Annotated in this window: 26 protein-coding genes and 1 pseudogene; 6 read left to right on the top strand and 21 right to left on the bottom strand. The window is 67.1% G+C overall.

Translation table 11 applies throughout. The features are described from left to right. Positions 1 to 58 precede the first annotated feature (58 nt). Positions 59 to 283 (top strand): hypothetical protein, encoded by a 225-nt coding sequence (locus A5789_RS11115; protein ID WP_036525741.1) that lies wholly within the window; start codon positions 59 to 61, stop codon positions 281 to 283. Positions 284 to 494: 211 nt separating this feature from the next. On the opposite strand, the gene A5789_RS11110 is transcribed toward A5789_RS11115, so the two are convergent. Together A5789_RS11110 and A5789_RS38495 are read right to left on the bottom strand one after the other, a co-directional pair. Further along, on the bottom strand, positions 495 to 1,616 hold the full coding sequence (locus tag A5789_RS11110) for an epoxide hydrolase family protein (RefSeq protein ID WP_064903291.1): 1,122 nt from the start codon (positions 1,614 to 1,616) through the stop codon (positions 495 to 497). A 218-nt stretch (positions 1,617 to 1,834) separates the two neighbouring features. After that, positions 1,835 to 2,161 carry a MarR family transcriptional regulator gene (locus tag A5789_RS38495; RefSeq protein WP_227462993.1) on the bottom strand — a complete coding sequence of 109 codons (327 nt, stop codon included), beginning with the start codon at positions 2,159 to 2,161 and terminating at the stop codon, positions 1,835 to 1,837. A 257-nt stretch (positions 2,162 to 2,418) separates the two neighbouring features. On the opposite strand from A5789_RS38495, the gene A5789_RS11100 reads away from it, so the two are divergent. Further along, a complete protein-coding gene (locus A5789_RS11100) occupies positions 2,419 to 3,054 on the top strand; it encodes an MBL fold metallo-hydrolase (RefSeq protein ID WP_064903289.1) in 636 nt (211 codons plus the stop codon). Between the two features lie 77 nt (positions 3,055 to 3,131). Here A5789_RS11100 and A5789_RS11095 read toward each other — a convergent pair whose 3' ends face one another. Further along, positions 3,132 to 4,148: an SMI1/KNR4 family protein gene (locus tag A5789_RS11095; RefSeq protein WP_064903287.1), complete on the bottom strand. Its 1,017-nt coding sequence runs from the start codon at positions 4,146 to 4,148 to the stop codon at positions 3,132 to 3,134. 317 nt (positions 4,149 to 4,465) lie between these two features. After that, a complete protein-coding gene (locus tag A5789_RS11090; protein ID WP_369817523.1) occupies positions 4,466 to 5,482 on the bottom strand; it encodes a sigma-70 family RNA polymerase sigma factor in 1,017 nt (338 codons plus the stop codon). Positions 5,483 to 5,628: 146 nt separating this feature from the next. On the opposite strand from A5789_RS11090, the gene A5789_RS11085 reads away from it, so the two are divergent. Beyond that, positions 5,629 to 6,228: a dihydrofolate reductase family protein gene (locus tag A5789_RS11085; RefSeq protein WP_064903283.1), complete on the top strand. Its 600-nt coding sequence runs from the start codon at positions 5,629 to 5,631 to the stop codon at positions 6,226 to 6,228. 125 nt (positions 6,229 to 6,353) lie between these two features. Here A5789_RS11085 and A5789_RS11080 read toward each other — a convergent pair whose 3' ends face one another. The 3 genes from A5789_RS11080 to A5789_RS11070 form a co-directional block, all read right to left on the bottom strand. Further along, the gene (locus A5789_RS11080; protein WP_064903280.1) at positions 6,354 to 6,713 is read right to left on the bottom strand and encodes a nuclear transport factor 2 family protein; all 360 of its coding nucleotides are present in this window, start codon (positions 6,711 to 6,713) and stop codon (positions 6,354 to 6,356) included. Positions 6,714 to 6,901: 188 nt separating this feature from the next. Beyond that, on the bottom strand, positions 6,902 to 7,432 hold the full coding sequence (locus A5789_RS11075) for a DoxX family protein (protein ID WP_064903278.1): 531 nt from the start codon (positions 7,430 to 7,432) through the stop codon (positions 6,902 to 6,904). 28 nt (positions 7,433 to 7,460) lie between these two features. Beyond that, positions 7,461 to 8,243: a dioxygenase gene (locus A5789_RS11070; protein WP_064903358.1), complete on the bottom strand. Its 783-nt coding sequence runs from the start codon at positions 8,241 to 8,243 to the stop codon at positions 7,461 to 7,463. Positions 8,244 to 8,328: 85 nt separating this feature from the next. On the opposite strand from A5789_RS11070, the gene A5789_RS11065 reads away from it, so the two are divergent. Further along, positions 8,329 to 8,808 carry a MarR family winged helix-turn-helix transcriptional regulator gene (locus tag A5789_RS11065; protein WP_227462992.1) on the top strand — a complete coding sequence of 160 codons (480 nt, stop codon included), beginning with the start codon at positions 8,329 to 8,331 and terminating at the stop codon, positions 8,806 to 8,808. A gap of 32 nt (positions 8,809 to 8,840) precedes the next feature. Here the strand turns inward: A5789_RS11065 and A5789_RS11060 are convergent, their stop codons facing one another. Continuing rightward, positions 8,841 to 9,641 carry an aldose epimerase gene (locus A5789_RS11060; RefSeq protein WP_064903276.1) on the bottom strand — a complete coding sequence of 267 codons (801 nt, stop codon included), beginning with the start codon at positions 9,639 to 9,641 and terminating at the stop codon, positions 8,841 to 8,843. 202 nt (positions 9,642 to 9,843) lie between these two features. Beyond that, positions 9,844 to 10,713, bottom strand: a complete 870-nt coding sequence (locus tag A5789_RS11055) for a LysR family transcriptional regulator (protein WP_064903274.1) — start codon at positions 10,711 to 10,713, stop codon at positions 9,844 to 9,846. A 108-nt stretch (positions 10,714 to 10,821) separates the two neighbouring features. Between A5789_RS11055 and A5789_RS11050 the strand changes: the two genes are divergently transcribed. Then, the gene (locus tag A5789_RS11050; RefSeq protein ID WP_155525794.1) at positions 10,822 to 11,820 is read left to right on the top strand and encodes a 4,5-dihydroxyphthalate decarboxylase; all 999 of its coding nucleotides are present in this window, start codon (positions 10,822 to 10,824) and stop codon (positions 11,818 to 11,820) included. A gap of 48 nt (positions 11,821 to 11,868) precedes the next feature. Here the strand turns inward: A5789_RS11050 and A5789_RS11045 are convergent, their stop codons facing one another. From A5789_RS11045 to A5789_RS11005, 9 genes are all read right to left on the bottom strand, one after another. Further along, positions 11,869 to 12,621: a polysaccharide deacetylase family protein gene (locus A5789_RS11045; RefSeq protein ID WP_064903271.1), complete on the bottom strand. Its 753-nt coding sequence runs from the start codon at positions 12,619 to 12,621 to the stop codon at positions 11,869 to 11,871. Then, a complete protein-coding gene (gene galE / locus A5789_RS11040) occupies positions 12,618 to 13,601 on the bottom strand; it encodes a UDP-glucose 4-epimerase GalE (RefSeq protein WP_064903266.1) in 984 nt (327 codons plus the stop codon). The genes A5789_RS11045 and galE overlap by 4 nt, the downstream gene beginning before the upstream one ends. Next, positions 13,598 to 14,515 (bottom strand): DMT family transporter, encoded by a 918-nt coding sequence (locus A5789_RS11035; RefSeq protein WP_063018631.1) that lies wholly within the window; start codon positions 14,513 to 14,515, stop codon positions 13,598 to 13,600. Before A5789_RS11035 ends, galE begins: the two co-directional genes overlap by 4 nt. Continuing rightward, positions 14,512 to 15,624, bottom strand: coding sequence for a glycosyl hydrolase (locus A5789_RS11030; protein WP_064903264.1), 1,113 nt, complete (start codon positions 15,622 to 15,624; stop codon positions 14,512 to 14,514). The genes A5789_RS11035 and A5789_RS11030 overlap by 4 nt, the downstream gene beginning before the upstream one ends. Before the next feature lie 2 nt (positions 15,625 to 15,626). Beyond that, a complete protein-coding gene (locus A5789_RS11025; RefSeq protein ID WP_197516592.1) occupies positions 15,627 to 16,565 on the bottom strand; it encodes an NAD(P)-dependent oxidoreductase in 939 nt (312 codons plus the stop codon). A gap of 19 nt (positions 16,566 to 16,584) precedes the next feature. Continuing rightward, complete coding sequence (locus A5789_RS11020) at positions 16,585 to 17,712, bottom strand: DegT/DnrJ/EryC1/StrS aminotransferase family protein (protein ID WP_064903262.1); 1,128 nt, start codon at positions 17,710 to 17,712, stop codon at positions 16,585 to 16,587. A 304-nt stretch (positions 17,713 to 18,016) separates the two neighbouring features. Further along, positions 18,017 to 18,361: a hypothetical protein gene (locus tag A5789_RS11015; protein WP_146101110.1), complete on the bottom strand. Its 345-nt coding sequence runs from the start codon at positions 18,359 to 18,361 to the stop codon at positions 18,017 to 18,019. After that, positions 18,358 to 19,389 carry an SDR family oxidoreductase gene (locus tag A5789_RS11010; protein ID WP_064903258.1) on the bottom strand — a complete coding sequence of 344 codons (1,032 nt, stop codon included), beginning with the start codon at positions 19,387 to 19,389 and terminating at the stop codon, positions 18,358 to 18,360. The genes A5789_RS11015 and A5789_RS11010 overlap by 4 nt, the downstream gene beginning before the upstream one ends. A gap of 86 nt (positions 19,390 to 19,475) precedes the next feature. Next, positions 19,476 to 19,910: an SPW repeat protein gene (locus A5789_RS11005; RefSeq protein WP_063018649.1), complete on the bottom strand. Its 435-nt coding sequence runs from the start codon at positions 19,908 to 19,910 to the stop codon at positions 19,476 to 19,478. A 118-nt stretch (positions 19,911 to 20,028) separates the two neighbouring features. Here A5789_RS11005 and A5789_RS11000 point away from each other — a divergent pair, with 118 nt between their 5' ends. Then, positions 20,029 to 20,478, top strand: coding sequence for a MarR family winged helix-turn-helix transcriptional regulator (locus A5789_RS11000; RefSeq protein ID WP_064903256.1), 450 nt, complete (start codon positions 20,029 to 20,031; stop codon positions 20,476 to 20,478). A gap of 21 nt (positions 20,479 to 20,499) precedes the next feature. Here the strand turns inward: A5789_RS11000 and A5789_RS10995 are convergent, their stop codons facing one another. The 3 genes and pseudogenes from A5789_RS10995 to A5789_RS37295 form a co-directional block, all read right to left on the bottom strand. After that, on the bottom strand, positions 20,500 to 21,516 hold the full coding sequence (locus tag A5789_RS10995) for a lysophospholipid acyltransferase family protein (protein WP_064903254.1): 1,017 nt from the start codon (positions 21,514 to 21,516) through the stop codon (positions 20,500 to 20,502). A gap of 184 nt (positions 21,517 to 21,700) precedes the next feature. Further along, positions 21,701 to 22,009, bottom strand: coding sequence for a hypothetical protein (locus tag A5789_RS10990; RefSeq protein WP_064903252.1), 309 nt, complete (start codon positions 22,007 to 22,009; stop codon positions 21,701 to 21,703). Between the two features lie 315 nt (positions 22,010 to 22,324). Further along, positions 22,325 to 22,516: pseudogene (locus tag A5789_RS37295) on the bottom strand (hypothetical protein); the annotation flags it as partial.

Genomic DNA, 22,516 nt, shown 5'->3' with positions numbered 1-22,516 from the left:
CTCTCGGAGGTGTCTACTCACATCTACAACCATCTAGTTGGAGTCTTGAGGAGTCACTGTGAGCACCACCGTTCCCGCCCCATCCGTGCACGTCCGCGCCGCCGTCACCTGGCTCGCGATCTTCCCTATGGTCGCCCTCGGAATGACCGCGATGGCACCGTTCACGGCCGGCTGGCATCCCGTGCTGCGCGCACTCGTACTCACCGCGTTCGTGGTTCCGGCCGCGGTGTACGTCGTCGTCCCCCGTCTGCTCGGCGTCCTCGCCCGACATGTTCACCGGTGACACGCGGGCATGTGCGGAATGGCGTCGATGTCCCGGCTCACCCCGATGAGGGCCGCACACCAGCGCGAGGCACGCAATGCGTGAATTCGACACTCCCGACGCCATTTTCACCGTCATCGACGTGAGAGGGCACGCGTGGGTCCGGATTCTCGCGGCGGCGCTCCTGAGATGCTGGCGGACTGGGCCGGCCGCAGTCGGTTGGGTCAGACCGTCAGCGGAAGAGGCGGAAGAAGCCACGCACCTGCTCGACCAGCGACTTCGGCTGCTCCAGCGCGGCGAAGTGGCCACCTCGCGGCAGTTCCTCGAACCAGCGCAGGTCGGTGAACCGCAGCTCGGCCTCCCGCCGCGACGGGCGGGTTATGTCGCGCGGGTAGACCGATAACCCGGACGGCGCGGTGACTTTGTCGCGAAAAGCGGCGAAGCTCTCCCAATACAGGCGGGCCGACGACGTGGCCGACGCGGTGAACCAGTAAACCGAGATCTCATCGAGGATCTGCTGGCGCGACAACGCGTCCTCGGGATGACCATTGTTGTCCGTCCAGGCCCAGAACTTCTCGGCGATCCACGTGGCCTGGCCCGCCGGGGAGTCGGTGAGGCCGTAGCCGAGCGTCTGCGGCCGCGTCGCCTGGATCGCCGAGTACCCCCGGCCGGTGCGTCGGAACTCCTTGGCGGCCTTCAGGTTCGCCAGCTCCGCGGGCGTCGGATCGTCGAACGTGCCCGCCGCCACGGACCCCATGTTCAGGTGCACGCCGGCGACCCGCTCGGGCGCCACCTCGCCCAGCGCGCCGGACACCGCCGAACCCCAATCACCGCCCTGCGCGCCGTACCGCTCGTAACCCAGCGAGACCATCAACGTGTCCCAGGCCCGCGCGATGCGATCGACGCCCCACCCGGTCGTCGACGGCTTGTCACTCCAGCCGTATCCGGGCAATGACGGCGCGACGACGTGGAACGCGTCCGCCCGGTCCGCACCGTGCGCGCGCGGGTCGGTCAGCGGGCCCAGGATCTCCAGGAATTCGAGCACCGAACCCGGCCACCCGTGCGTGAGCACCAGCGGGAACGCATCCGGCTCCGGCGAGCGGACGTGCAGGAAGTGGATGCCCAGCCCGTCGATCGTGTCGCGATACTGCGGGAACACGTTCAGCCGCTCGGCGAACCCGAAGTCGTAGTCCTCGGCCCAGCTACGGCACAGCTCCTGCGCATAAGACAGCGGCAAACCCTGCGACCAGTCGTCCACCGGCTCGGCCTCGGGCCACCGCGTCCTTCGCAATCGTTCACGCAAATCCGCGATCTCGGCTTCGGTGATTCCGACTTCGAACGGCTCGGCGGTCACTGGGGCTCCCTTCCTCGGCAAGACTTGTCGGATCAGATGTGTCACGGTGAAACCGCCGATCCGCTCACAGGGTGTAAACCGTCATCGCGGGCTCCACGTCGTACCACACCTGCTCACCAGCGTACGAATCAGCCGACAGCACAATCTTTTTCGCATTGCCGCCCCAGGCCGCGGCAAGCGTCCGGCGGATCGAAGCTCGAAATGATGCGCCGGATAGTTCACCTACGGTCGCCCTCGTACGCGGACAGTCGGTCCAAGAGCTGAGGGACGGCGCTGAGCTGCGCCCGCTCGTCCGCGCTCAGGAGAGCATCGATGGCCTCGGCAACCCATTCGCGCCTGGCCTCCCGATCTCGGTCGAGGGCAGCGCGTCCCTGCTCGGTGAGGGTCACGAGGAAGCCGCGGCGGTCCCGGGGATCGTCCCGTCGGGCGACATACCCCCTGGCCTGCAGATCCGCTACCGCCCGGCTCTGACTCTGGTGGCGTACCCCACGCCACTGGGCAAGGGACGCCGTCGAGGCATCACCTTCACGATCGAGCAGGCCCATAGTCTCCGCAAGAGGTGGCGGCAGAGTGTCGGCATGCGCGCGAGTCGCACGCACGAACCTGCCGATGGAGACCCGCAGCCGCTCCGCCAAGTGATCTCGGTCCGCCACGGATCAACTATACAGCCCCGCTGTATTTGACCCACTGCGCCGAAGGCCGCAGCAACAGCAAACACGAGCAAGTACACGACGCTCGACATATACAGCAAAACTGTATACTTTGAACCGTGCGACAACGCCCGAGCAGGAACGGAACCACCATGCAACTGACGAAATACGCCCACGCCTGCGTCGCCCTGGAGAAGGACGGATCCAGAATCGTGCTGGACCCCGGCACGTTCACCCCCGACGCGAAGGCCGCCGTCACGGGGGCCGCAGCAGTGCTCATCACCCACGAGCACTTCGACCATTTCGACGACAGCCTGCTGGCAGCCGCCCTGGACGACGATCCGGAACTGCGGATCTTCGGACCGCGCGCGGTGCTGGACAAGCTCGGCAGCCACGGCGGGCGGGTGCAAATCCTCACCACCGGGGACGACCTGAGCGTCGGCGGCTTCACCGTCGGTGTCCACGGCGACCGCCACGCCACGATTCACGCCGACATCCCCTGCGTCGACAATCTCGGCTACCTCATCGACGAGACGCTGTTCCACCCCGGCGACGCCTACTTCGTACCCGAGGCGCCCCTCGACACCCTGTTACTGCCCACGAGCGGGCCCTGGACCAAACTGGGCGAGGCGGCCGACTACCTGCGCGCGGTCAAGCCTCGCCGGGTAATCCAGATCCACGAGCTCATGCTCAGCGAACTCGGCCAAACCTCCACCCGAACCCTCTTGGCCGGCCTGACCGGCATCGAAATCACGGTCTTGCCCCCTGGCCAGAGCATCGATCTGTGAAACCCCGAGACCGGAACAGAAGGTGGAAAGAACTGCACGAGGCCCTCGCTGAGATGGAAGCGGACGCCTGAGGCCAGTCAGTTTCCCAGTGTCCCGTTGATGGTCAGGTAGAAGGTGCGTAGCGTGACTGCCGGCTTCTCGCTGCGGACACGGATCTGTACCACCGCGTCCGGCGTGTTGGCGGGGACGAGAATCCGGCCCTCCGCCATGCGCGACCGTGGCGACTCCGACAGGGTTCCGCGGGCGACAATCATTCCGTCGCAGACTATTTCGAGCAGATCGGCCTCGGCGTCCTCGTCCGTGTGTGCCCACGCGAACAGCCGATAGGCGATTCCGGGCGCGAGGCCGCCGCCACCGAGCCGGATCCTCGTCGCACCGTCGGCGGCTATCAGCGGGACGACTTCGCCGGTTCGCCCGAAGACGTCCTGATCACCACCCGAAATCTCGACACGGCCCCACGGCAACGGTGAACCTGCGCTCACCTGCACACCGGCCCGATCGTCGCCGCCATGGAGGGAAGCCTCCGGGGGCCCGCCGTAGCGGTGTTTCCAGTCGCTGATCATCGTCCACAGCACGTGTCCGGCGTGTGAGCCGAGTACCGAACGGGCATAAAGGTATTCACCGGTCACGAGTTCGGTCAGAAAGTCGACCATGTTACCGTCGTACCGGGCCCAGACCGCGGGGCCGTGGAGATGCGCGAGCACCGTCCAACCGTCGGGATCCTCACCTTCGGTGACCCAGAAGAACATGTCGCCGTTGGTACTGCCACCCCACTGGAGCAGGCCACCGGGCTCCGGATAACCGACGAGCGGATTGCCGTCGTCGTCGTAGTCGAAAACCTGGTTGGCAACCAGATCCTGGGCATTGTCGATCAGCGACGTGAGCCGAACCTCACCATTGAGCCGACGGGACGCCGGGTACAGCACGTACAGCTCGCCGATCCTGCCGTTGCCGTAGTTGTCGATGAAATCCCGATAGTCCGACGGCAGCCGGACCCCACAGGCCGATTCGATGTCGTCCCACGGCGGCGACACCGCTTCGGGCAGCGGTGAGGGCGCCATGATCCCCTTCAGCCGGGAAACCGATGCGTGCATCCCCGAGCTCCTTCCGAATTTCTTTGAACCACAGTCGGTTCCGGTGGTAATAGCCGAATATCCAACGGATATGGCGTAGCGCGTGGTGAGAGATCTGTTTGAGTTCTGCTGCGGGACAAAGCCGCTGGTGGTTGCCCTGGCGGCCCGAGCGTACCCGCGACCTGAACCAGGGACCACGTCGGACAGGTCACGGTCGTGAAGATACCCGGTCAGGGGGGGCGGCTGCGTCGGTGTGCGCCAACGTCATCGGATCGCCCGAATCCTGCCCGGCCGGGGTCCGGGATGTGCGGCGGTAGCCGGCATGAGTCGACGGCGTTCTACCGTGCACGTGGCAGGGATAGCGGCAGCCCGAACGTAGGGAGGACGTTCTCCTCGAAGCGGGTCATGGCGCTGATTCGGCCGCCGGCGAGGGTGAGCACGAACAGGCCGACTCCCTGACTACCGGTGGGGGTGTGCAGGTAGACACCGAACGCCGGTTGACCGTTGGCTCGCGTCGGCACCAGTTCGAATCTCCGTCCCGAGCCGAAAACGAGGGCGCAGAAGCGGGCCACGCTGTTTCGGCCCCGGTACTCCAACGGAATCGGTGGCATCGACATGAAGACGTCGTCGGTCAACAGCGCCACCAACGCATCGATGTCGGCGGATTCGTAGGCGCTGACGAACTTCGCCGCGAGCGCGTTCTCGGCAGGCGAGCCGGCGGCGGGCGGCTGGGCTCCGGCAGCCGTCACCGGAAGTCGATGTCGCATGCCCGCCCGTGCGCGTTTGAGGGCGCTTTTGACCGATTCGACGGTCGTATCGAGCATGTCGGCTACTTCGTTGGCGTGGAATCCGAGGACGTCGCGCAGGATGAGAACGGCGAGCTGGCGAGGCGGCAGAATCTGCAGGGCGGTCACGAACGCCAGGGAAATGGATTCGGATTGCCCGTAGCGGGCCTCCGGACCCAGCGGCACACTGATCGCGCCGTCCAGAAGGGTGTCGGGATAGGGCTCGAGCCAATGGATTTCGCCGAAACCCGTCGGTTCCGGCGGTTCGACTCCCGGAACGTCCCACTGCTTCGCGGGACGCCGGTGTTCGGCGCGCAACGCGTCGAGACACCGGTTGGTCGCGATGCGGTACAGCCACGTGCGAACCGAGGCGCGGCCCTCGAATCGGTCGAGGCCCCGCCACGCCGCCAACATGGTGTCCTGAAGAGCGTCCTCGGCATCCTGAAACGATCCGAGCATCCGGTAGCAGTGCACCTGTAGCTCGCGACGGTGCGGCTCGGTCAGCGCTCGGAACGCCTCGCCGTCGCCGGCCCGCGCCCGCGACATCAGGTCTGTTTTCGCCAGCTCCACTCCGGCCACCTTTCTCCGCGTGTGCGGTTCCATCCTGTACGGACGCCGGCCGCTGCGCGAAGGGGGCGCTCGGGCATCACCCCCTTTTCCGATGTCGCGGCGTCCACACCCGTGACAACCGACAACCTCGTCAAAGGAGCACGGAAATGGGAAAGATCGTCCTCACCTCGAACGTCACACTCGACGGAGTGGTCCAAGACCCGGACGGCGCGGAGGGCTTCGAACACGGCGGCTGGTTCCACCAGTTCGTAGGAGCCAAGGACCTCGAAGACTGGACCGTCCGTGAGACGCGGGAGGCGCTGGACGCCGAGGTGCTGCTCCTGGGCGGGCGGACCAATGAGTGGTTCGCGGACCGGATGACAGAGCAGAACCTGGCGGAGGGCCGTGTGGGCCCCGAGTGGGCGAACAGGGTGCGCAGCATGCCCAAATACGTCGTGTCCTCGACTGTCGAGGACCCTCGGTGGAGCAACGTCACCGTCCTGCGCGGCGACGCGGTCGAGGAGGTTTCGGAGCTGAAGGACACAGTGGACGGGGACATCCTGATCTACGCCAGCTACCGGCTCGGACGCACACTGATCGAACACAACCTGCTCGACGAACTGCGGCTGGTCGTCTTTCCGGTGGTGGTGGGAACCGGCCGGCGGCTGTTCGACGAGGGCGGCGCCAAGAAGCCGCTACACCTGGTCGACACCCGACAGCTCGGTGACGGCCTGGTGTACTACAGCTACGAACTCGCGCAAGGCTAACGCCCCATCAGCCGGTTCGGCAGGAACGAAAGTAACTGGGTAGCAGTAGGACTCGATGCCAACTGCCGGCGGACATCATCTCTGGAAGGGCTGGCACACGGTCGCGAAAGTGCAGCTCGGCTGCGTCAATCAGTCGTGCTGGCGTGCACGGCGATGATTCGCCAACCGTGGGTCTCGTCGTACAGCCAAGTGCGGGTGTAGCGCATCCTGGCCGCGAACGGCGTACCGGAGACGGTCCCTTCGATCGTGCCGAGAAACCACGTCACCCCGGTACGCCCGTCGGTGAGCACGGTCAACTCCTCCTCGGTCACCTTCGTCACCACCTGCGCTCGGGTGCGGTGCAGCTCCAGGTCGTCCGCCTTGGTCTGAACGTTCGCACCGAAGGTGAAAATCAGCCGATCATCCAGCAGCCGATCCAGCGCCTCGACATCTCCGGCGAGCTGCGCGCTCTGGAGTCGGCGCTCGGCGTCCCGCAAGTTCTCCATGGGGAACACTCTCCCAGCCGGCGCCGCATCCGCGCCAGGACGTTCACACTCGGCTGATCTTCACAGTCCGTCCCGGCAAGGTCGAAGCACCGACCGAGGCGCCGGATTCGTTGCGGTGCCAGGGCGGCCGCTTCGGCGCCGGGGCGGTATGCCCGGTCCCGGGACGGAAGCCGAACAGTGACGGCAGGTCAGTTGCGTACCAGCAGCACGATGCTCGCGGCGACTACGGCCAGCACGATCGCCGCCACGCCGTACACGAGCCGGTGAGTGCGCAGCACTGGAAGGTAGTGGTCGACGGAGAAGCGGCCGGGTCCGGTGAGGGCGAGCGCGGCAGCGGCGAGGGCGAGGGTCGATTCGTATTCGAAACCCTTGGGGGCGAAGAACGAACCGGTTCCGTGCACCTCGATGGCGTTGATCATGACGCCCAGCACGGCGGCCGCCGCCAACGGGGTGAGCAGACCGAGTGCCAGGCCGAGACCGCCGAGGGTTTCGCTGAGCCCGGCAACCGCCGCCATGGCGTCACTCGCGGGATAGCCACTGGCGCTGAAGAATTGGCCGGTGCCGGAGATGCCGCCGCCGCCGAACCAGCCGAAGAGCTTCTGGGTGCCGTGCGCGGCGACGGCCAGGCCGATCACCAGACGCAACACCAGCAGCCCGGTGTCATAGCCGACCTGGCTGGAGGCGTACGCCACAGGGGCGGTCGCGGTGGTGCTGGTCATGGAAACTCCTATTGTCGGGGTGAGTGATTCAGCCGAGTTGGATGGAGCGTTTGGCGAGGCCGCGCCAAAAGCCGTCGATGACGCTGCGCTGGGTGGCGAGGTCGGCTTCGCCCGCACCGAGGGTGACGAACAGCGGGACGAAGTGCTCGGTGCGCGGGTGCGCGAGATGCGCTGCGGGGGCCTTGTTCTCGAAGTCGAGCAGGGCATCGATATCGCCCGCGGCGAGCACGCCGTGGCCCCACTCGTCGAATTCGGCCATCACCGGATGCACGGAGCCGTCTTCGGTGAGCGCCCGCAGATTGTGCGAGAAGAATCCACTGCCCACGATCAGTACGCCCTCGTCCCGAACCGGAGCGAGCTTGCGCCCGAGCGCCATCAGCTCCGCGGGATCGAGAGTGGGCAGCGACATCTGCAGCACCGGAACGTCTGCCTCCGGATACATCTCCACCAGTGGCACGTACGCACCGTGATCCAGGCCCCGGTCCGGCGCTTCCCGCACCGCCGTCCCCGGACCTTGCACCAACTTCCGAACCTGCGCCGCCAACTCCGGCGCGCCCGGTGCTGGATAACGAACGTCGTAGTAGTGCTGCGGGAAGCCCCAGAAGTCGTACACCAGCGGAACCGTCTCGGTTGCCCCGAGCGTTACCGGCGCGTCTTCCCAATGTGCCGAAACCATCAGCACCGCTTTCGGTTTCGGCAATGCCGCCGACCACTGCGCCAGCTGTTCGGGCCAGATCGGGTCGTCGGCCAGCGGTGGCGCACCGTGCGACAAGTACAAAACCGGCATCCGGTCTGTCCGCTCGGCAGTCATCACACCTCCTGTTGTTCAAATTTGAACCTTATGCGGCGATAGTACGCCTTTATTCAAATTCGAACAAGATGGGTAGACTGAGCCCGTGCGATGGCTCGACGACCAGGAAATGCGCGCCTGGAAGGCGCTGCTCTCCGGCTGGGCGCTGCTCGAGCGAGAGATCGACGGCCAGCTCAAACGCGATGCCGGACTGTCCCACGGGCAATACGAGGTGCTGGTCCGGCTGGCCGACGCCCCTGACAGCACCCTCCGCATGACCGCGCTCGCCGACTCGCTGATCAACTCCAAGAGCAGGTTGAGCTATCAGGTGGATCAGCTGGAGAAGGCCGGGCTGGTCTGCCGCGGGACCGTTCCCGGCGACAGCCGCGGCGTCACCGCCACCCTGACCGACAAGGGCCGCCGCGCACTCGAACAAGCCGCCCCCGGGCACGTCACACTGGTCCGCGATCTGCTGATCGACGTTCTCACACCGACACAGTTGACCGCCCTCGCCGACGGCCTCGGCGAAGTCGCACGCCGGATCCAGGAAGCCGAAGGCCAGACCAAAGGCCGAAGCCGGCCCTGACATGCCGCCGGCTGCCGAGTCGTTCGGCCCTGTTATGTCAGGCGCTGCCAACTCCAGGTCATGGAGATCTCGAGAGGGTCGATGGGCGTGACCAGCCGCGGCAGGGTGTTGAGGCCGTTCGGTGGCCCGCTCTGCGGTTCGACGCAAACCGCCCCGGGCTGCTGGTCGTAGATGACGACCCATTCGGCGGCGCTGGTGACCTTCAGTTCGAGAGCACCAGGCCACGCGAGGGTGACGTCGACGCCGTCGGGCATCCCGAAGCAGTCGTCCCAGGGACCGGGCAGGGGTTCGATGCGCTCACCGGTGGGCAGGTAGTCCGGGCCACGGGATTCCTGCCACGACGCGTGAAAGTCGATCTCGACATCGCCACCCTTGCCGAGGTTGCGCAGGAACCAGGGATGCCAGCCGGCCTGCGCCGGGAACGAATCCGCCGAGGCTTCGATCCCCAGACTGAGTGTCACAGAGTGTTCGCCGAGTTCGACCCGCTGCGTGACGCGGCCGGAGTAAGGCCACGGGTCGGCAAGGTCGACGGTGAATGCAGCTGATGTGTCGTCTGCCTGGGTTGTGGTCCAGGCGGAGTCCCGTCCGGTGCCGTGGATGGCGTGCGGCGGGTGGTTGACCGGCATCTGGTGGACGACGCCACCGTTGCGAAAGCGGCCGTAAGCGAGGCGGCCGCACCAGGGCACCATCGGGAAGGCGCCGTATTCGGTTCCCTGGCGGAGCAATTCGATGCCGTCAACGGTCATGCCGCTGATCCGGCATCCGTTGCGAGGGTCGATGGTGACAGCAGCGTTGCCCTGGGCGAGTCGTACGATCTGCTCGGCGTTGGCCACTCCCTGGACAATACGGTTCGAACGCCGATAGCGAGGGGGCCGCACCGGACCGCGGTGCGCTCGATTCGATCTCGACTTACTACCTAGAGCAACTCGATTTCATCGAATCCGACGGTCAAGTTGTGGCGGCGTTCTCGTAGTACGTTCGTCCACGAGATCATCCGCTAGTTCTCGATTCAGCACCGCCCGCGCGCCGGTACGTTCAGGCGCCGTCGTCCGGGGCGCCATATCCCCCCGCGGCTGTCCGGACGAAACTGCGGATCAGCGGGCTGCGAGCGGTTTTCGACCATGCCACGACCAGACGGCTCGGCGGGCGATCGGGAAACGGGACGGTCACCAGCCCGGCGGGTAGTGGCTGGTCGAGCGGGGCGAGGGCCGAGGTCCCGTTCCAGAGGACCGCTTGCAGGCATTCCTGGATCGTGCGCAGTTCCGGCGCGGCGCCATCGGGTGTGCCGCACGTCCAGTACGCGGTCCACGCCGGGTCGGTCTCGGCGGGCAGCCGCACCCAGCGGCGGTCGGTCAGATCGTCCGCCGTGACCGACGAACGGTGGGCGAGGGGATCGTTCTCGCGCATCACCACACCGACCGGTATCGAGCGGAGCACACGCATGCCGATTCCGTTGGCGTCGAACGGAGTTCGGGTCAGCGCCACGTCCACGAGCCCGGCGCGCAGCCCGGCCGTCGGATCGCCGAGATCGGTTTCGTGAATCCTGACCTGCACATGCGGATGGCGGGCGCGAAACGCGGCCACCAGCCGGCTGTCGACGTGGGCGGCGGTATCGGCCAGTGTCCCGATGGTCAGTGTCGCGGTGCCGGCCGCGGTGGTCACCCGCTCGCGGATGCGGTCGGCCCGGCGCAGCAGGGCGCACGCCTCCTCGTACAACACCGATCCGGCCGCAGTCGGGACGACACCCTTGGGCGTGCGCTCGAACAACGCCACACCCACGTAGTCCTCGAGTTCGCGGATCGCGCGGGTCAGCGGCGGTTGGGTCATGTGCAGGCGGTGCGCCGCCCGGCCGACATGGCGCTCCTCCGCGACGGCCACGAAGTACCGGAGCAGGCGAAGATCCACCCCACGCACGATACCGAGAGGGTATCGACGATGCGGAGCGGGACTTGGACACCTTGTACGTCCACCGGCCACCGTGGAAAGCGCAGAACCGAAAGGAGATTCACGCTCATGACCGACGACACGCTCACCGCCGATTGCTTCCGCTACGACACCACCCGCGCACTGTTCGATGCGACCACCACCGTCGACGGCAGCGCGCTCACCATGCACACCGCGGCCACCCTGCCGGAGATCTTCGAACGGACGATCCGCGACCGGGGATACGACATCGCGGAACTGGGACTCACGTTCTACCTGCGCCTGCTCGACGCGGGCCTACCGTACGTGGCGCTGCCGATCTTCCCGAACCGGGTGTTCCGTCATTCCTGCGTCTTCGTCAACGTCCACGCCGGTATCACTCGCCCCGCACAGCTCGCCGGGCGCACCATCGGGGAGTTCGGCACCTACGGTCAGGACTCCGGCGTGTGGGCCAAAGGCATCTTCGCCGACGATTACGACTTTCACCCGGAACGCAGCCGCTGGGTGATCGGCGGACTGGACAAACCCATGGCCCCCTTCGATTTCGTACCGCACCCGCATCCCGCCGACGTCGACGTGACCGCCGCACCCGAGGGCGCCTGTCTGAGCGCGATGCTGGACGCGGGCGAGATCGACGCCCTGTTCTCGGCGAACGTCCCTCAGTGCGTACTCGACGGATCACCGAACGTCGCCCGCCTGTTTCCCGACGCCGAACTCCTGGAGCGCGAGTATCACCGGCGCACCGGGATCTTCCCGATCATGCACGTCATCGTCGTGCGCCGCGACCTGCTGCGCGAACGTCCCGGCCTCGCGCGCGAAATCTTCCGCGTCTTCAACGAGGCGAAAGACACTGCGGCCGAATACTATCGGTGCAATCGCCGCCTCTACGAGGTGCAGACCATGGTGCCGTGGTTCAACGCACTCGTCGAACGCAACGCCGAGCAGTTCGGCGACGACTGGTGGCCCTACGGCATCGCGGCCAACCGCCCCACCCTCGACACCTATCTGCGCTACCACGCCGAACAGGGACTGTCCTCGCGACAGTGGGCGATCGAGGACCTCTTCGCCCGAGAACTGCTCGACACCTGACCGTCGAACTTCCGCGGTCCAGCATCAGGGGTGGCCCCATGGTAGCGATCAGCTCCCCGTGCGGCTGTCGGCCTCACTCCCCTGGGTGCGGGTCCGCTCCGCCAGAGAGCCGACACACAGATCACGCTCGGCACACTCGGTCAAAATTCGCGGCAGCGCCTCCAGGGTCGCGCGCCACGAGCCTGGCGCCGATGTGCAGTCGGAGTCGTGCAGCAGGATGGTGCCCCCGGGGCGGAGTTCGCGGATCACTCGGCGTGCCACCGTGTCCGGCGTTGCGGTCCGCATCCAGTCCTTACCGCACGCGGTCCACAGCACCGGCGTCATTTCCAGCCGCCGGGCCGTGGTCAGCGCCGCGGCCGAGAGTATTCCGTAGGGCGGTCGGTAGTGCAGCGGTCTACTCCGAGTCGTCTCCGCGATCAGGCCGTACGCGCGCGCGATGTCGCGGTGCGTCGATACCGGCCCGCGCGCCAGCAGGCAGCGGTGGCTCCAGCCGTGCAGCGCTACCTCGTGACCTTCCGCGACGATCCGAGCGCCGAGCGCCGGTGCCCGCTCGAGCATCGATCCGAGGAGGAAGAACGTCGCGTGCACGCCGGCAGTGGCCAGTGCGTCCAGGACGGCCGGTGTCGACGCCGGATCCGGACCGTCGTCGAAGGTCAATGCGACCGTGCCGGTATCCGAGTATCCGGACAGGCGAGGGGTCAGGTGCTCGCGAACCGCGGAGATCGCCGTGACCGATGGGAGCGCATTGAGCGTCACGGCACCGGCACCAGCGATCATCGCCTGCGCGACAGCGGATTTCATGCGCTCGTTCGCCCCCGCACGGCGTTTCGCGCTTCCCACTCGCTGCCCAGCATGTCAGCGAGTCCCAGCCGCGCGTGCCACCCCAGTTCCCGACCGATTCTGGCGATATCGGCGATCACGCGGGGCGGGTCGCCCGGCCGTCGGTCGCCGACCTCGTACCGGAACCGCTCACCGGTCACCGCGTGGGCGGCATCGAGAATTTCGAATACCGAGTACCCGCGCCCGGTGCCGACGTTGTACACCGAATTCCCCGTCCCGCCGCACTCGAGCCGTTCGACCGCGCTGACGTGTGCGTTCGCGACATCGAGCACGTGTACGAAGTCGCGGACGCAGGATCCGTCCGGCGTCGGGTAGTCCGCACCGAAGACGACCGGCGGCCGGCCGGTCGAAATCGCGTGCAGCACATTGGGAATCAAGCCGGTCGCGTTTCGATCCCCGAGCCCCGGGCCGCCCGCCCCCGCGACGTTGAAATAGCGCAGTACGGTCGAACTCAGCGCGTCGAACGCCGCGGCGGCGTCGGCGACGATCCACTCGCATGCGAGCTTGCTGCGCCCGTACGGGTTTATCGGGCACGGCGGTGTCTGTTCGCGTACCGAACCGTTTCCGACCTGCGAGCCGTATATCGCTGCGCTGGAAGAGAATACGAGATGTTCGACGCCGGTAGCGCGCATCGCGGCGAGCAAGGTGCGGGTTCCGCCGGTGTTCTGCTCGTAGTACTCGAGCGGGTGGGACATCGAATCCACTGCCGATTTCCGGCCGGCGAGGTGGGCGACTCCGGTGATTTCGTGGTCGCGCAGTGCGGCGGTCATGGCCGCGAAGTCGGTGACCGACGCCGCGACCGTCGCGACATCATCGGGTATCGCAGCGCGGCGACCGGTCGAGAAATCGTCGAGGACGACCACGGACCGGCCGGTCGCGCGGAGCGCGCGCACCACGTGCGATCCGATATAACCGCCACCACCGGTCACCAGCCAGCTCACCCTACCCTCCTCGGGGTCGGGTCGGTCTCTGCCTCGAGCCTGCGCGCGGCCGACGCGCGATCGCGGCCGAGACATGTCACACCGACAGATACCGCCAGCAACGCGAGGACGAAGGCGGCGCCCGCGCCGCCTCCGGGGATCTCGTCACCGAGCACGGTGACACCGAGCACGACGGGAACGAACGAGGACAGAAAGCTGGCGACCGGAAATGTGAGGACCGCGGCGCCCGCCTGCAGACCGCGCTGTAGCAGGCTGATCCCGAGCACCGAACATACCGCCAGGACATACGGTGTCGGCGTGGCGAGCATCGTCCAGGGACGGTGTAGCTCGAAAGTGAGTCCGACCTGGCGTGTCGCGACCGTTGCGATGCCGTAGGCGATTCCCGCCGCGGTGCCGAACCCGAGCGCCGCGACCCATGGTCGTGGGGTCCTGGTACCGAGGTCCCCCACGACCGCCCCGGCCGCGGCGGCCACTACGCCGCCAACGACGAACAGGAGCATCTCTACGTTCGACGCGGGCGAACCGAGTGCCGATTCGTCGTTGAACGCATACGCCATCAGGCCGGTGCCGAGCACCATCGCGACGATCCCGTAGCGCCCCACCGCCGCCAGCCGTTCATCGAGACCGCGGCGGGCAATCACAACGAGAAACACCATGTCCAGGGTCAGCAAGGGCGCGACCAGAGTCGCCGGCGCCACCGAGAACGCGTATGCCTCGGCCGCGAAACCGCCCATCTCACAAGCCAATCCGAACAGCCACAGCGGCCGCACGGCGAGCCGCGCCAGCAACAGCAGTCCCAGGCCGCCGCCGTGCGCGGTCCGCCGCGCCGCCGTGGCCTGGATTGCCGGCGCGCACCCGTACAGCGCCGCGGCTACGACCACCGCCGGCAACCCGTAAGTCAGCGACTGATTCACGGCGCCGACGCCCGGCCGCCCAGCCCGACCCGGTCCAGCGTGGCGCCGAACGCTTCTTCCCACGCCTCGGGTTCGACGGCAATTCGAGTCGGCGGTGGTTCGATTCGCTCCAGACAAGCCAGAACGCAACGCCGGATCGCCTCCGGTTGCGCGGAGGTCACCGCGGCAGCGCCACGCACGAGCTCCTGATGGAGGTTGTCTCGACCGTGTCCGGGCACGACGTCGAGCAGCAGCAAGTCGCGGCCGATCACTCTCGCCTCGGCGCAGGTATCCCCCGACGAGGTGATGACGAGATCGGCGGCGGACATCAGCACGGGAATCTCGTCGGTGAAACCGAAGGGGACGATCCGCTCCGTTCCAGCGGCCATCGACCGCAGCCGCGCTTCCAGTCCGGCATTGCGGCCCGCCACGACCAGCACGTGAACGCCCGCGCGCGCGATCAGGTCGGCCGCCTCGGCCAGCGGACCGATACCCCACGCCCCCGATATGAGCAGCACGCATTTCGCGTTCCGGGGCACGCCCAACGCGTCCCGCGCCTCGGCTTGCGGCGGCGCCCGGTAGAACTGCGGGCGTACCGGCGCCGGTACCACCGCGATCTCCGCGCCGGGTTCGAAGCGCCGGATGTAGCGGGCCGCCGGGTCCGAGGTCACCAGGTAGAGATCGGTGTTCGGATGCACCCACAACCGATGCGGGCAGGTGTCGGTGCAGAACACCGCATTCACCACATCGGGATGACGATCCTTGATCCGACTGGCCGCGGCGGCGCCGGTGGCGAACACCGACACCAGCAACTGCACCGGCCGGTCGCGCAGCCGCGCGTCCAGGGCCGGAACCAGGTAGCGGCACGATGCCGCGTCGATGAACCGGGCCAGCCGGCCCCCGGAGCGCAGTGGCCCGAAGTGGAAGGCGTCGTACAGGCCGGGCACGGCGAGCATGCCGCGAAACACCTTCTCGCCGAGTCCACCTCGACGGTTTCCCATCATGCGCATGCTGTCGACCGTGTCGGTCGCCCAGCCGCGCCGGCGCAGCGACACCGCGCATGCGTCGGCCATCACATCGTGTCCCATACCGAGCGAGCCGGACAGCAGCAGCGCGGAGGGAGTCGACATAGCTACCCGTTTCCGCGGGCCGCGGCCGTGTCCGGATGCTCCGCCAGATACCACTCGACGTATCGCCGGACGCCGTCCTGGAACGAGGTCGTGGGTCGCCACCCGATCAGCTTGTCGGCCAGGGCGTTCGATACGTCGATGCCCCGGAAATCACCCGGCCGCGCCGGAACATGCTCGATCGGGGTACCGGGAAAACGCGCCTGCACCGCCTCCGCCATATCGAGCACACTCACCCGCTCGCTGCCTTCGAGCGCGATCACCTGGTTCTCGGCAGCGTCGTCGAGCACCCGTGCATGCGCGTCGGCGAGGTCCTCGACGAAAACGTAGTTGCGGAATTGTTTGCCGTCTCCGGCGACAGTCAGCGGCTCACCCGCGATGGCTTTGCGAACGAATCGGGCCAGGACGAGTTCGTCTCTCATGCCGGGCCCATACGGCACGCCGTAGCGCAAAATCGTGAACGGCACGTCGTAGGTCTCGGCGTAGCTGTGGATCAGCATCTCCGCGGCGATCTTCGTCGAGGTGTAGATGTGGCCGGCCTTGGCCAACGCCATCGGCGCCGCCTCCGTCAGCGGCCGCGTTCCGTCCGAGACGTCGAAGGCGGCCCCGTACACCCATACGGTGCTGGCGAAGACGACTCGGCGCAGGCCGTGCACGCGGGCCGCGTCCAGGATGTTGGCGGTGCCGTCCACGTTCAATCGCACCGTCCGCAGCGGATCGCGATGCGCCACATCGACATTCGACATGCCGGCCAAATGGAAGATCACCTCGAGATCCGCCGAGGCGCCGACGACGGCGGACGAGTCGAGCACGTCCACCCGGCGGAATCGCGCTCGAGGGTCCGGACTCGACGGGGCGACCGTATCCAGGGCGTAGACCGTGTGTCCGGATTCGGCGAGCCGGTGAATCACGTGGGCTCCGATGAAGCCGGAGCCGCCTGTCACTCCGATCCGCATGTCTTGTTCAGCCTCCCATCAGTGTGTCTCGGACCTCGCACAACGCAGCCAGCACATGATCGACCTCGGCATCGGTCATGTCGGAATGCAACGGCAGGCAGATGTGCCGGGCACAGATATCGTCGGCAACCTCGAGCCGGCGGCCGCCGAAGCGCTCGAACACCGGTTGCCGATGCAGCGGCGCCTCGTACACCTCACCGGTCAGCGCGACCTCGAACCGTTCCTTGACCGCCTTCTTGAACTGCGCCCGGTCGATGTCGTCGGTGGGCAACACGATGTACTTGTAGTAGTTGCTGCGCCCTTCGGGAGCGATGGCGAGCCGCTCGAATCCGTCCATCGCGTCGATCGCCGCGTCGTAGCGGTGTGCCGCGGCCTGGCGCACCCGCAGAAATTCGGGAAGGTGACGCAGGTGAACCAGGCCGACCGCAGCGTGCAGCTCACTCATCCGCCAGGCATACCCCTCACGGATGTGCACGTTTCCGAGGAAGCCGGCCTTGCCCTGGTCTCGGTAGATCACGGCCTCGTCGCGGATACGCTCGTCGGCGGTCACGATCATTCCGCCCTCGCCGCTGGTCAGCACCTTCGTCGGATAGAACGAGAAAGCACCCGCGACGCCGAAGGAGCCCGCGAACCGCCCACCGTAGCTACAGCCGTGGGCATGCGCCGCATCCTCGACGAGCACGATCCCCCGCTCGTCGCACAGCTCCCGCAGGGCCGGCGCATCGGGCGAGACCAATCCGCCGATATGGACGAGCACGACGGCCGCCGTGTCGGGTCCGAGCGCAGCCTCCACGGTCGCGGGCGACAGCGCGAAGGTATCGCGATCGACGTCGGCGAAGACCGGGTTGCCGCCCGCGCGCAGCACCGAAAATCCGGTGGCGGCGAAGGTATTCGCCGGCACGACGACGTCATGTCCGGCAACGCCGACGCTGCGCAGGATGATCTCCAACGCGGCGGTTCCGCTGCTGACCGCGACCGCATAGGGGGCGCCGTGGGCGGCGGCGAAATCGGATTCGAACTCTCGCGTATTGGGCCCGAGAGTGAGCGCACCGGTGCTCAGCGCGGTGGTGACACGACGGGCGATTTCGTCTCGATCATCGTCGGTGAACAGGATTCGCGCAGCCGGAATCTGCATACGAGCCTTCCCTCGTCAGCGAAGTATCCATTTGTCGGCTACCGCGGACGCCATCGGACAACTCGAAATGCGCCGCCGTACTGCCACTACACAACCGGGCTACGCACGAACACGGAAGGCCGAGTACCCACCGGCTCCAGCCGCGGCATCATCCATTTCGACCAAGCAGGACGAATCTTACACGGGCGAGCACCTCTACCAGCGATTATTCGATCCGATCCGTCACGCGGTCAGCGTCCTGGTCACCACATCGGAGCCCCACGGCTCACCTTTTCGCACGGCGTGTCGGTGCGGTCCGAGGCGATCACCGACGGTTGCTCGGCCGGGCCAGCAGCGTCAGGCCGACCGAGAACGCGGCGCTGGCCAGGGCCGGGCGCCGGTATCGGGGTGAGCCGAGGAATGCGAGCATGCTCAGGGCGTGCAGGACATCCACCGCGCGCACGACGCGGACCGGCGGTCGAGGCACCACCAGCAGCATTGCGCCCTGCACGCCGTATCGGGCGCCGAGCAGCCGCGCCACGGTCACGGCCCTCGGGGCGGGGCCGACGAACCGGCGGGGAGCGCTCAGCAGAATCACACCGCATACGCCGGCGACGATGCCCGCCAGCCGGCTCCGCCGGACCGCCGAACCGGATGCGCGGGCGCTCACAGCCGGGACCGGCGCGAACGGGACCACAGGCCCAGCGCCGCCGTAGCGACCCCGGCGACGGCAGCGGCCACCGCGCCGTGGTGCTGACCGGCCCACAACTGCGCACTGTGTCCGGTGGACCGGGCATCGAAGATGCCGTGGGCGCCGAAGTCCCTGCCCTGCTCGCCATCGGCGGGATGCCACAGATTTTCGGGCTGCTCAGGGTCGCGGGGTTGATCGGTCTGCTGGGAATCGAAACCCGTTTTGGCTAGATAACGATCGAGCAGGCCCGGCGCGATCGCATTGGCGGCCAGCGTGGCCGCGGTGCTGCCGCCAACCCAGTATTCGCGTCGGTTCGGGTGGTCGGCGGCGTACAGCACAGCGCGGGCGGCGACCTCCGGCTGGTAGATCGGCGGCACCGGCTGAGCCTGCTTCGGCAGCCGCGACAGCACCCATGAGAACTGCGGCGTGTTCACCGCGGGCATCTGCACCATGGTCACCCGCACCCCGCTGCGCTCGTGCAGCAGTTCGCATCGCAACGACTCGTGAAAACCTTGGATGGCATGTTTCGCTCCGCAATAGGCGCTCTGCAGCGGGATGCCGCGATACGCCAGCGCCGACCCGACATGCACGATCGTGCCTCGATTGCGGGCCTTCATCCGCTTCAGAGCCGCCATCGTGGCGTAGACGTAGCCGAGGTAGGAGACCTCGGTGACCCGCCGGAACTCCGCGGGCTCGATCTCGTCGAACGGTGCGAACACGGAAGTGAACGCGACATTCACCCACACATCGACCGGCCCGAGTTCCTGTTCGACCCGCTCGGCCGCCGCTGTCACCTGCTCGCTCTCGGCCACATCGGTGGGCACGACCAGAGCGGTACCGCCCGCCCGACGAATCTGCTCGGCCGCGGCCGCCAAACCGGTTTCGCCCCTGGCCAGCAGCGCTACCCTGTCCCCTCGCCGGCCGAAGGCCACCGCGGTCGCGCGGCCGATACCGCCGCTGGCACCGGTCACCACAACCACCCGCGACTTATGTTCGCTGTCGGTCATACACCCTCCGTTCCTCCCCCCTGCTGTCCGGTGCGAGCCGAATCCCACTGGTTATCGGCTCGCACTCCATCGTTGGCGGTTCGCGCTCATGCGGTCCGGCGCATGCCCAGTGCCATCGAGCTCAGCCCGAGCAGCACGGCGACCGCACCGGCGACCACGTTGCTCCAGATCGTCGCGGGATGGGCGACATTGCCGCTGACCACCCAGGGGCTGATGATCATCCAGACGCCGATCAGCGGAGCGGCCCAGACGATGCCGTGCACGCGTCCGTACATCGAGGCGAACCCCAGCGCCAGCACCGCCAGAGCGGTTCCGACGATCAGGTTGTTCGCGGTCAAGGTCGGATAGCCGTGGAAACCGACGACCCACGCCGAGATCGCGATGTAGAGCCCGGTCAGGAACATCACGCCGATGACAGCTTGCGCGGCCGGTTCCATCGCGGCGAGTTCATACTTCTCGTACTTGGCCCGCAACTCCACGATGTCGGGATGCAGGCTCATGTTCATGGCGTCAGTAGCCATGTCTTCCACCACCTTTCGGCTGCACGGTGAAGACCAGCGGCTGAGATCGACAACGACGAGAGGCGGAACCGGTCCGGAACACCGCCGGTCTTATGTCATGACATGATAATATCATGGCATGACATATGAGTCGACGTCGTCGCCCGATCTCACCGATCAGGAGTACTCGCGGCTGTTGATGTTCCGCGTCGGACTGCGCCGGTTCCTGCGCTGGAGCGAACACCGGGCGGCCGACGTGGGACTCACCGCCGCGCAGCACCAACTGCTCCTGGCGATCCGAGGCCATCTCGGCCCGGATGGACCCAGCATCGGCGAGCTCGCGGAATACCTGTGCACCCGGCACCACAGCGTGGTGCAGCTGATCGATCGCACCGAACAACTCGGGCTCGTCACCCGCAACCGGGAAGGCGGCACGGACCGACGCGTCGTGCGCCTCTCCCTGACCGAGACCGGAAAACGTGCTCTCGCCCAGCTCAGTGCTACCCATCTGGAAGAACTTCGTCGGCTGACCCCGCTCGTCGATGCAGTGACCGGCTCGGCCACTACCGGCCTGCAGGCACAGCTCTGAACCGAAAGCCTCGAAGCGCAGTTAGTTGTCGGGGCCGGTGAAAGGGTGCGGACGTTTGTCGAGCAGTTTGTACAGCGTCTGTTGAATGGTTTCGCGGATGTGGCCGGCGAGGTCGAACATGGCCATCGGATCGCCGGCGGCCGCCGGGGCGAAGCCGTCGGTCGGGATCGGGGTGCCGAATTCGATGTACCACTTGGAGGGCAGCGGGACCGCACCGAGCACGCCAAGGTGCGGGAATGTCGGTGTCACCGGGAAGTAGGGCAACCCGAGCAGCCGGGCCAGCGGGGTGATGTCGGCGAGCTTGGGGTAGATCTCCTCGGAGCCGACGATCGAGCACGGAATGATCGGCACGCGCGCCTCGACCGCCGCAGAAGCGAATCCGCCGCGTCCGAACCGCTGCAGCTTGTACCGCTGACGGTAGGGCTTGCCGACACCCTTGAACCCTTCGGGGAACACTCCGGCCAGCTCGCCGGAGCGCAGCAGGCGTTCGGCGTCGGCGGGGCAGGCCAGGGTATGCCCGGCCTTGCGGGCCAACCCGCCCAGGATGGGCAGGTCGAAGACCAGATCGGCGGCCAGCAACCGCAGAAGCCGTTGTTCGGGGTGTCGGTCGTGCACGGCCAGCTGGAGCATCAGGGCGTCGATGGGGAGTACGCCCGCGTGGTTGGCCACGATCAGGGCGCCGCCGGTTTCGGGGATGTTGTCGACGCCGGTGACCTGGACCCGGAACCAGAGGTCCGACAGGGGCCGCAGAGCCGGCAGCAGAACCGATTCCAACAGGTGTTCGTCCAAGCCGAACTCGTCGACCCTGTAGTCGCCGGCGAAGCGGCGGCGAGCGAATTCGGCGGTGCCGCGGATTCCGTTGATGATCGTGGCGCCGGCCGGGGCGCCCGGGCTGCGCGGGGTCGCCGGCGCCAGTCGCCCGGTCAGTGACGTCACCGGGCGTAACGCCGGCCGGCTCGGCCATTGCCGCGACGCCGGCCGTTGCCGCGCCTCGAAGTCGCTGTCGCGCAGTCGAATCACCTTGGCCACGTCACTCATCAGCCCGACCCCGTTCCGGCCTCGGCCAGGGGTCATCGAGTGCCGGAACTATCGTGGCTTTCCCGATAGGCATAGTGAGCACCACCGTTCGATTCGTTGCGGAAACACTTCCCGGCCCCTCGGCCGGTTCGAGCTCAGCGGGGCCGGGATCAACGTGGCGTCGCTGTGGACAGTGGCGGAACGGTCAGCGGAGAGTGACCATGATCGCGCTGCCGACCACGGTCGCGGTGACGCCGAGCAGGTGTTCGGTGATCATCGCGGCGATCGGCTGGATGTGGCGGTCCTTGCGGGCGACGACGGCGAGAGTGCGGGCGTCGATGACGTGAGTGAAGGCGAGATCGCCCACCGTCGTTGCCGCGAGCATGTCCCGCGGAAGTGTCGGAGCGGGTAACGCGCGCACGGCGTCTCGCACCCGGTGGATAACGCCGACCGCGTGCTGCGGGATCTCGAGCGGGTGGTGGATCGGGGGCGGGGGAAGCATCGCGGTGGTCATCGCATTTCCTCGAATCTCCGGTATGGGCGGTTGTGTCGAGTCGCCGCCCTGCCGGGCCGGTGGGTCATGAATGACGCGTGTCATAACCGGGGTGGCTTGGCTGGCGAGCCTCGCACGAATCAGTTTATACAAAGCAATATTGTACAAACTAGGAGGTGGGTCACATGCCCGCCACGGACGTGACGCAGAACAGACCGTCGGAGGTGGATGTGAACAATCAGCCGCGTCAGTTCGATTGCCGGGTCGCCACGGCGGACGGCGAACGACCAGGGCAGGGGCAGGTCGAGGAGGATACGATGCCGGCCCCGGCGCTGGTTATCGCGCGGAGTCCGTTTGCGCCGGGGCGGACCCGGCGCTGCCGGTCGTGGTGAGATGGGCCAAGCACAGATCGGGTTCCGCGAATGCCTCGAGCCGCTCGACAGTCACCGGTGCGGCCCGGCCCTCCAGCACGCCCTGCATCAGGCCCAGATGGATCGGGCACACCACACTCGCACGAGTTTCGGCCAG

This window comes from Nocardia sp. 852002-51101_SCH5132738, from assembly GCF_001665695.1.
In the GTDB taxonomy this organism is placed as follows: domain Bacteria; phylum Actinomycetota; class Actinomycetes; order Mycobacteriales; family Mycobacteriaceae; genus Nocardia; species Nocardia nova.
This window is presented reverse-complemented; position numbering and strand designations above follow the sequence as displayed.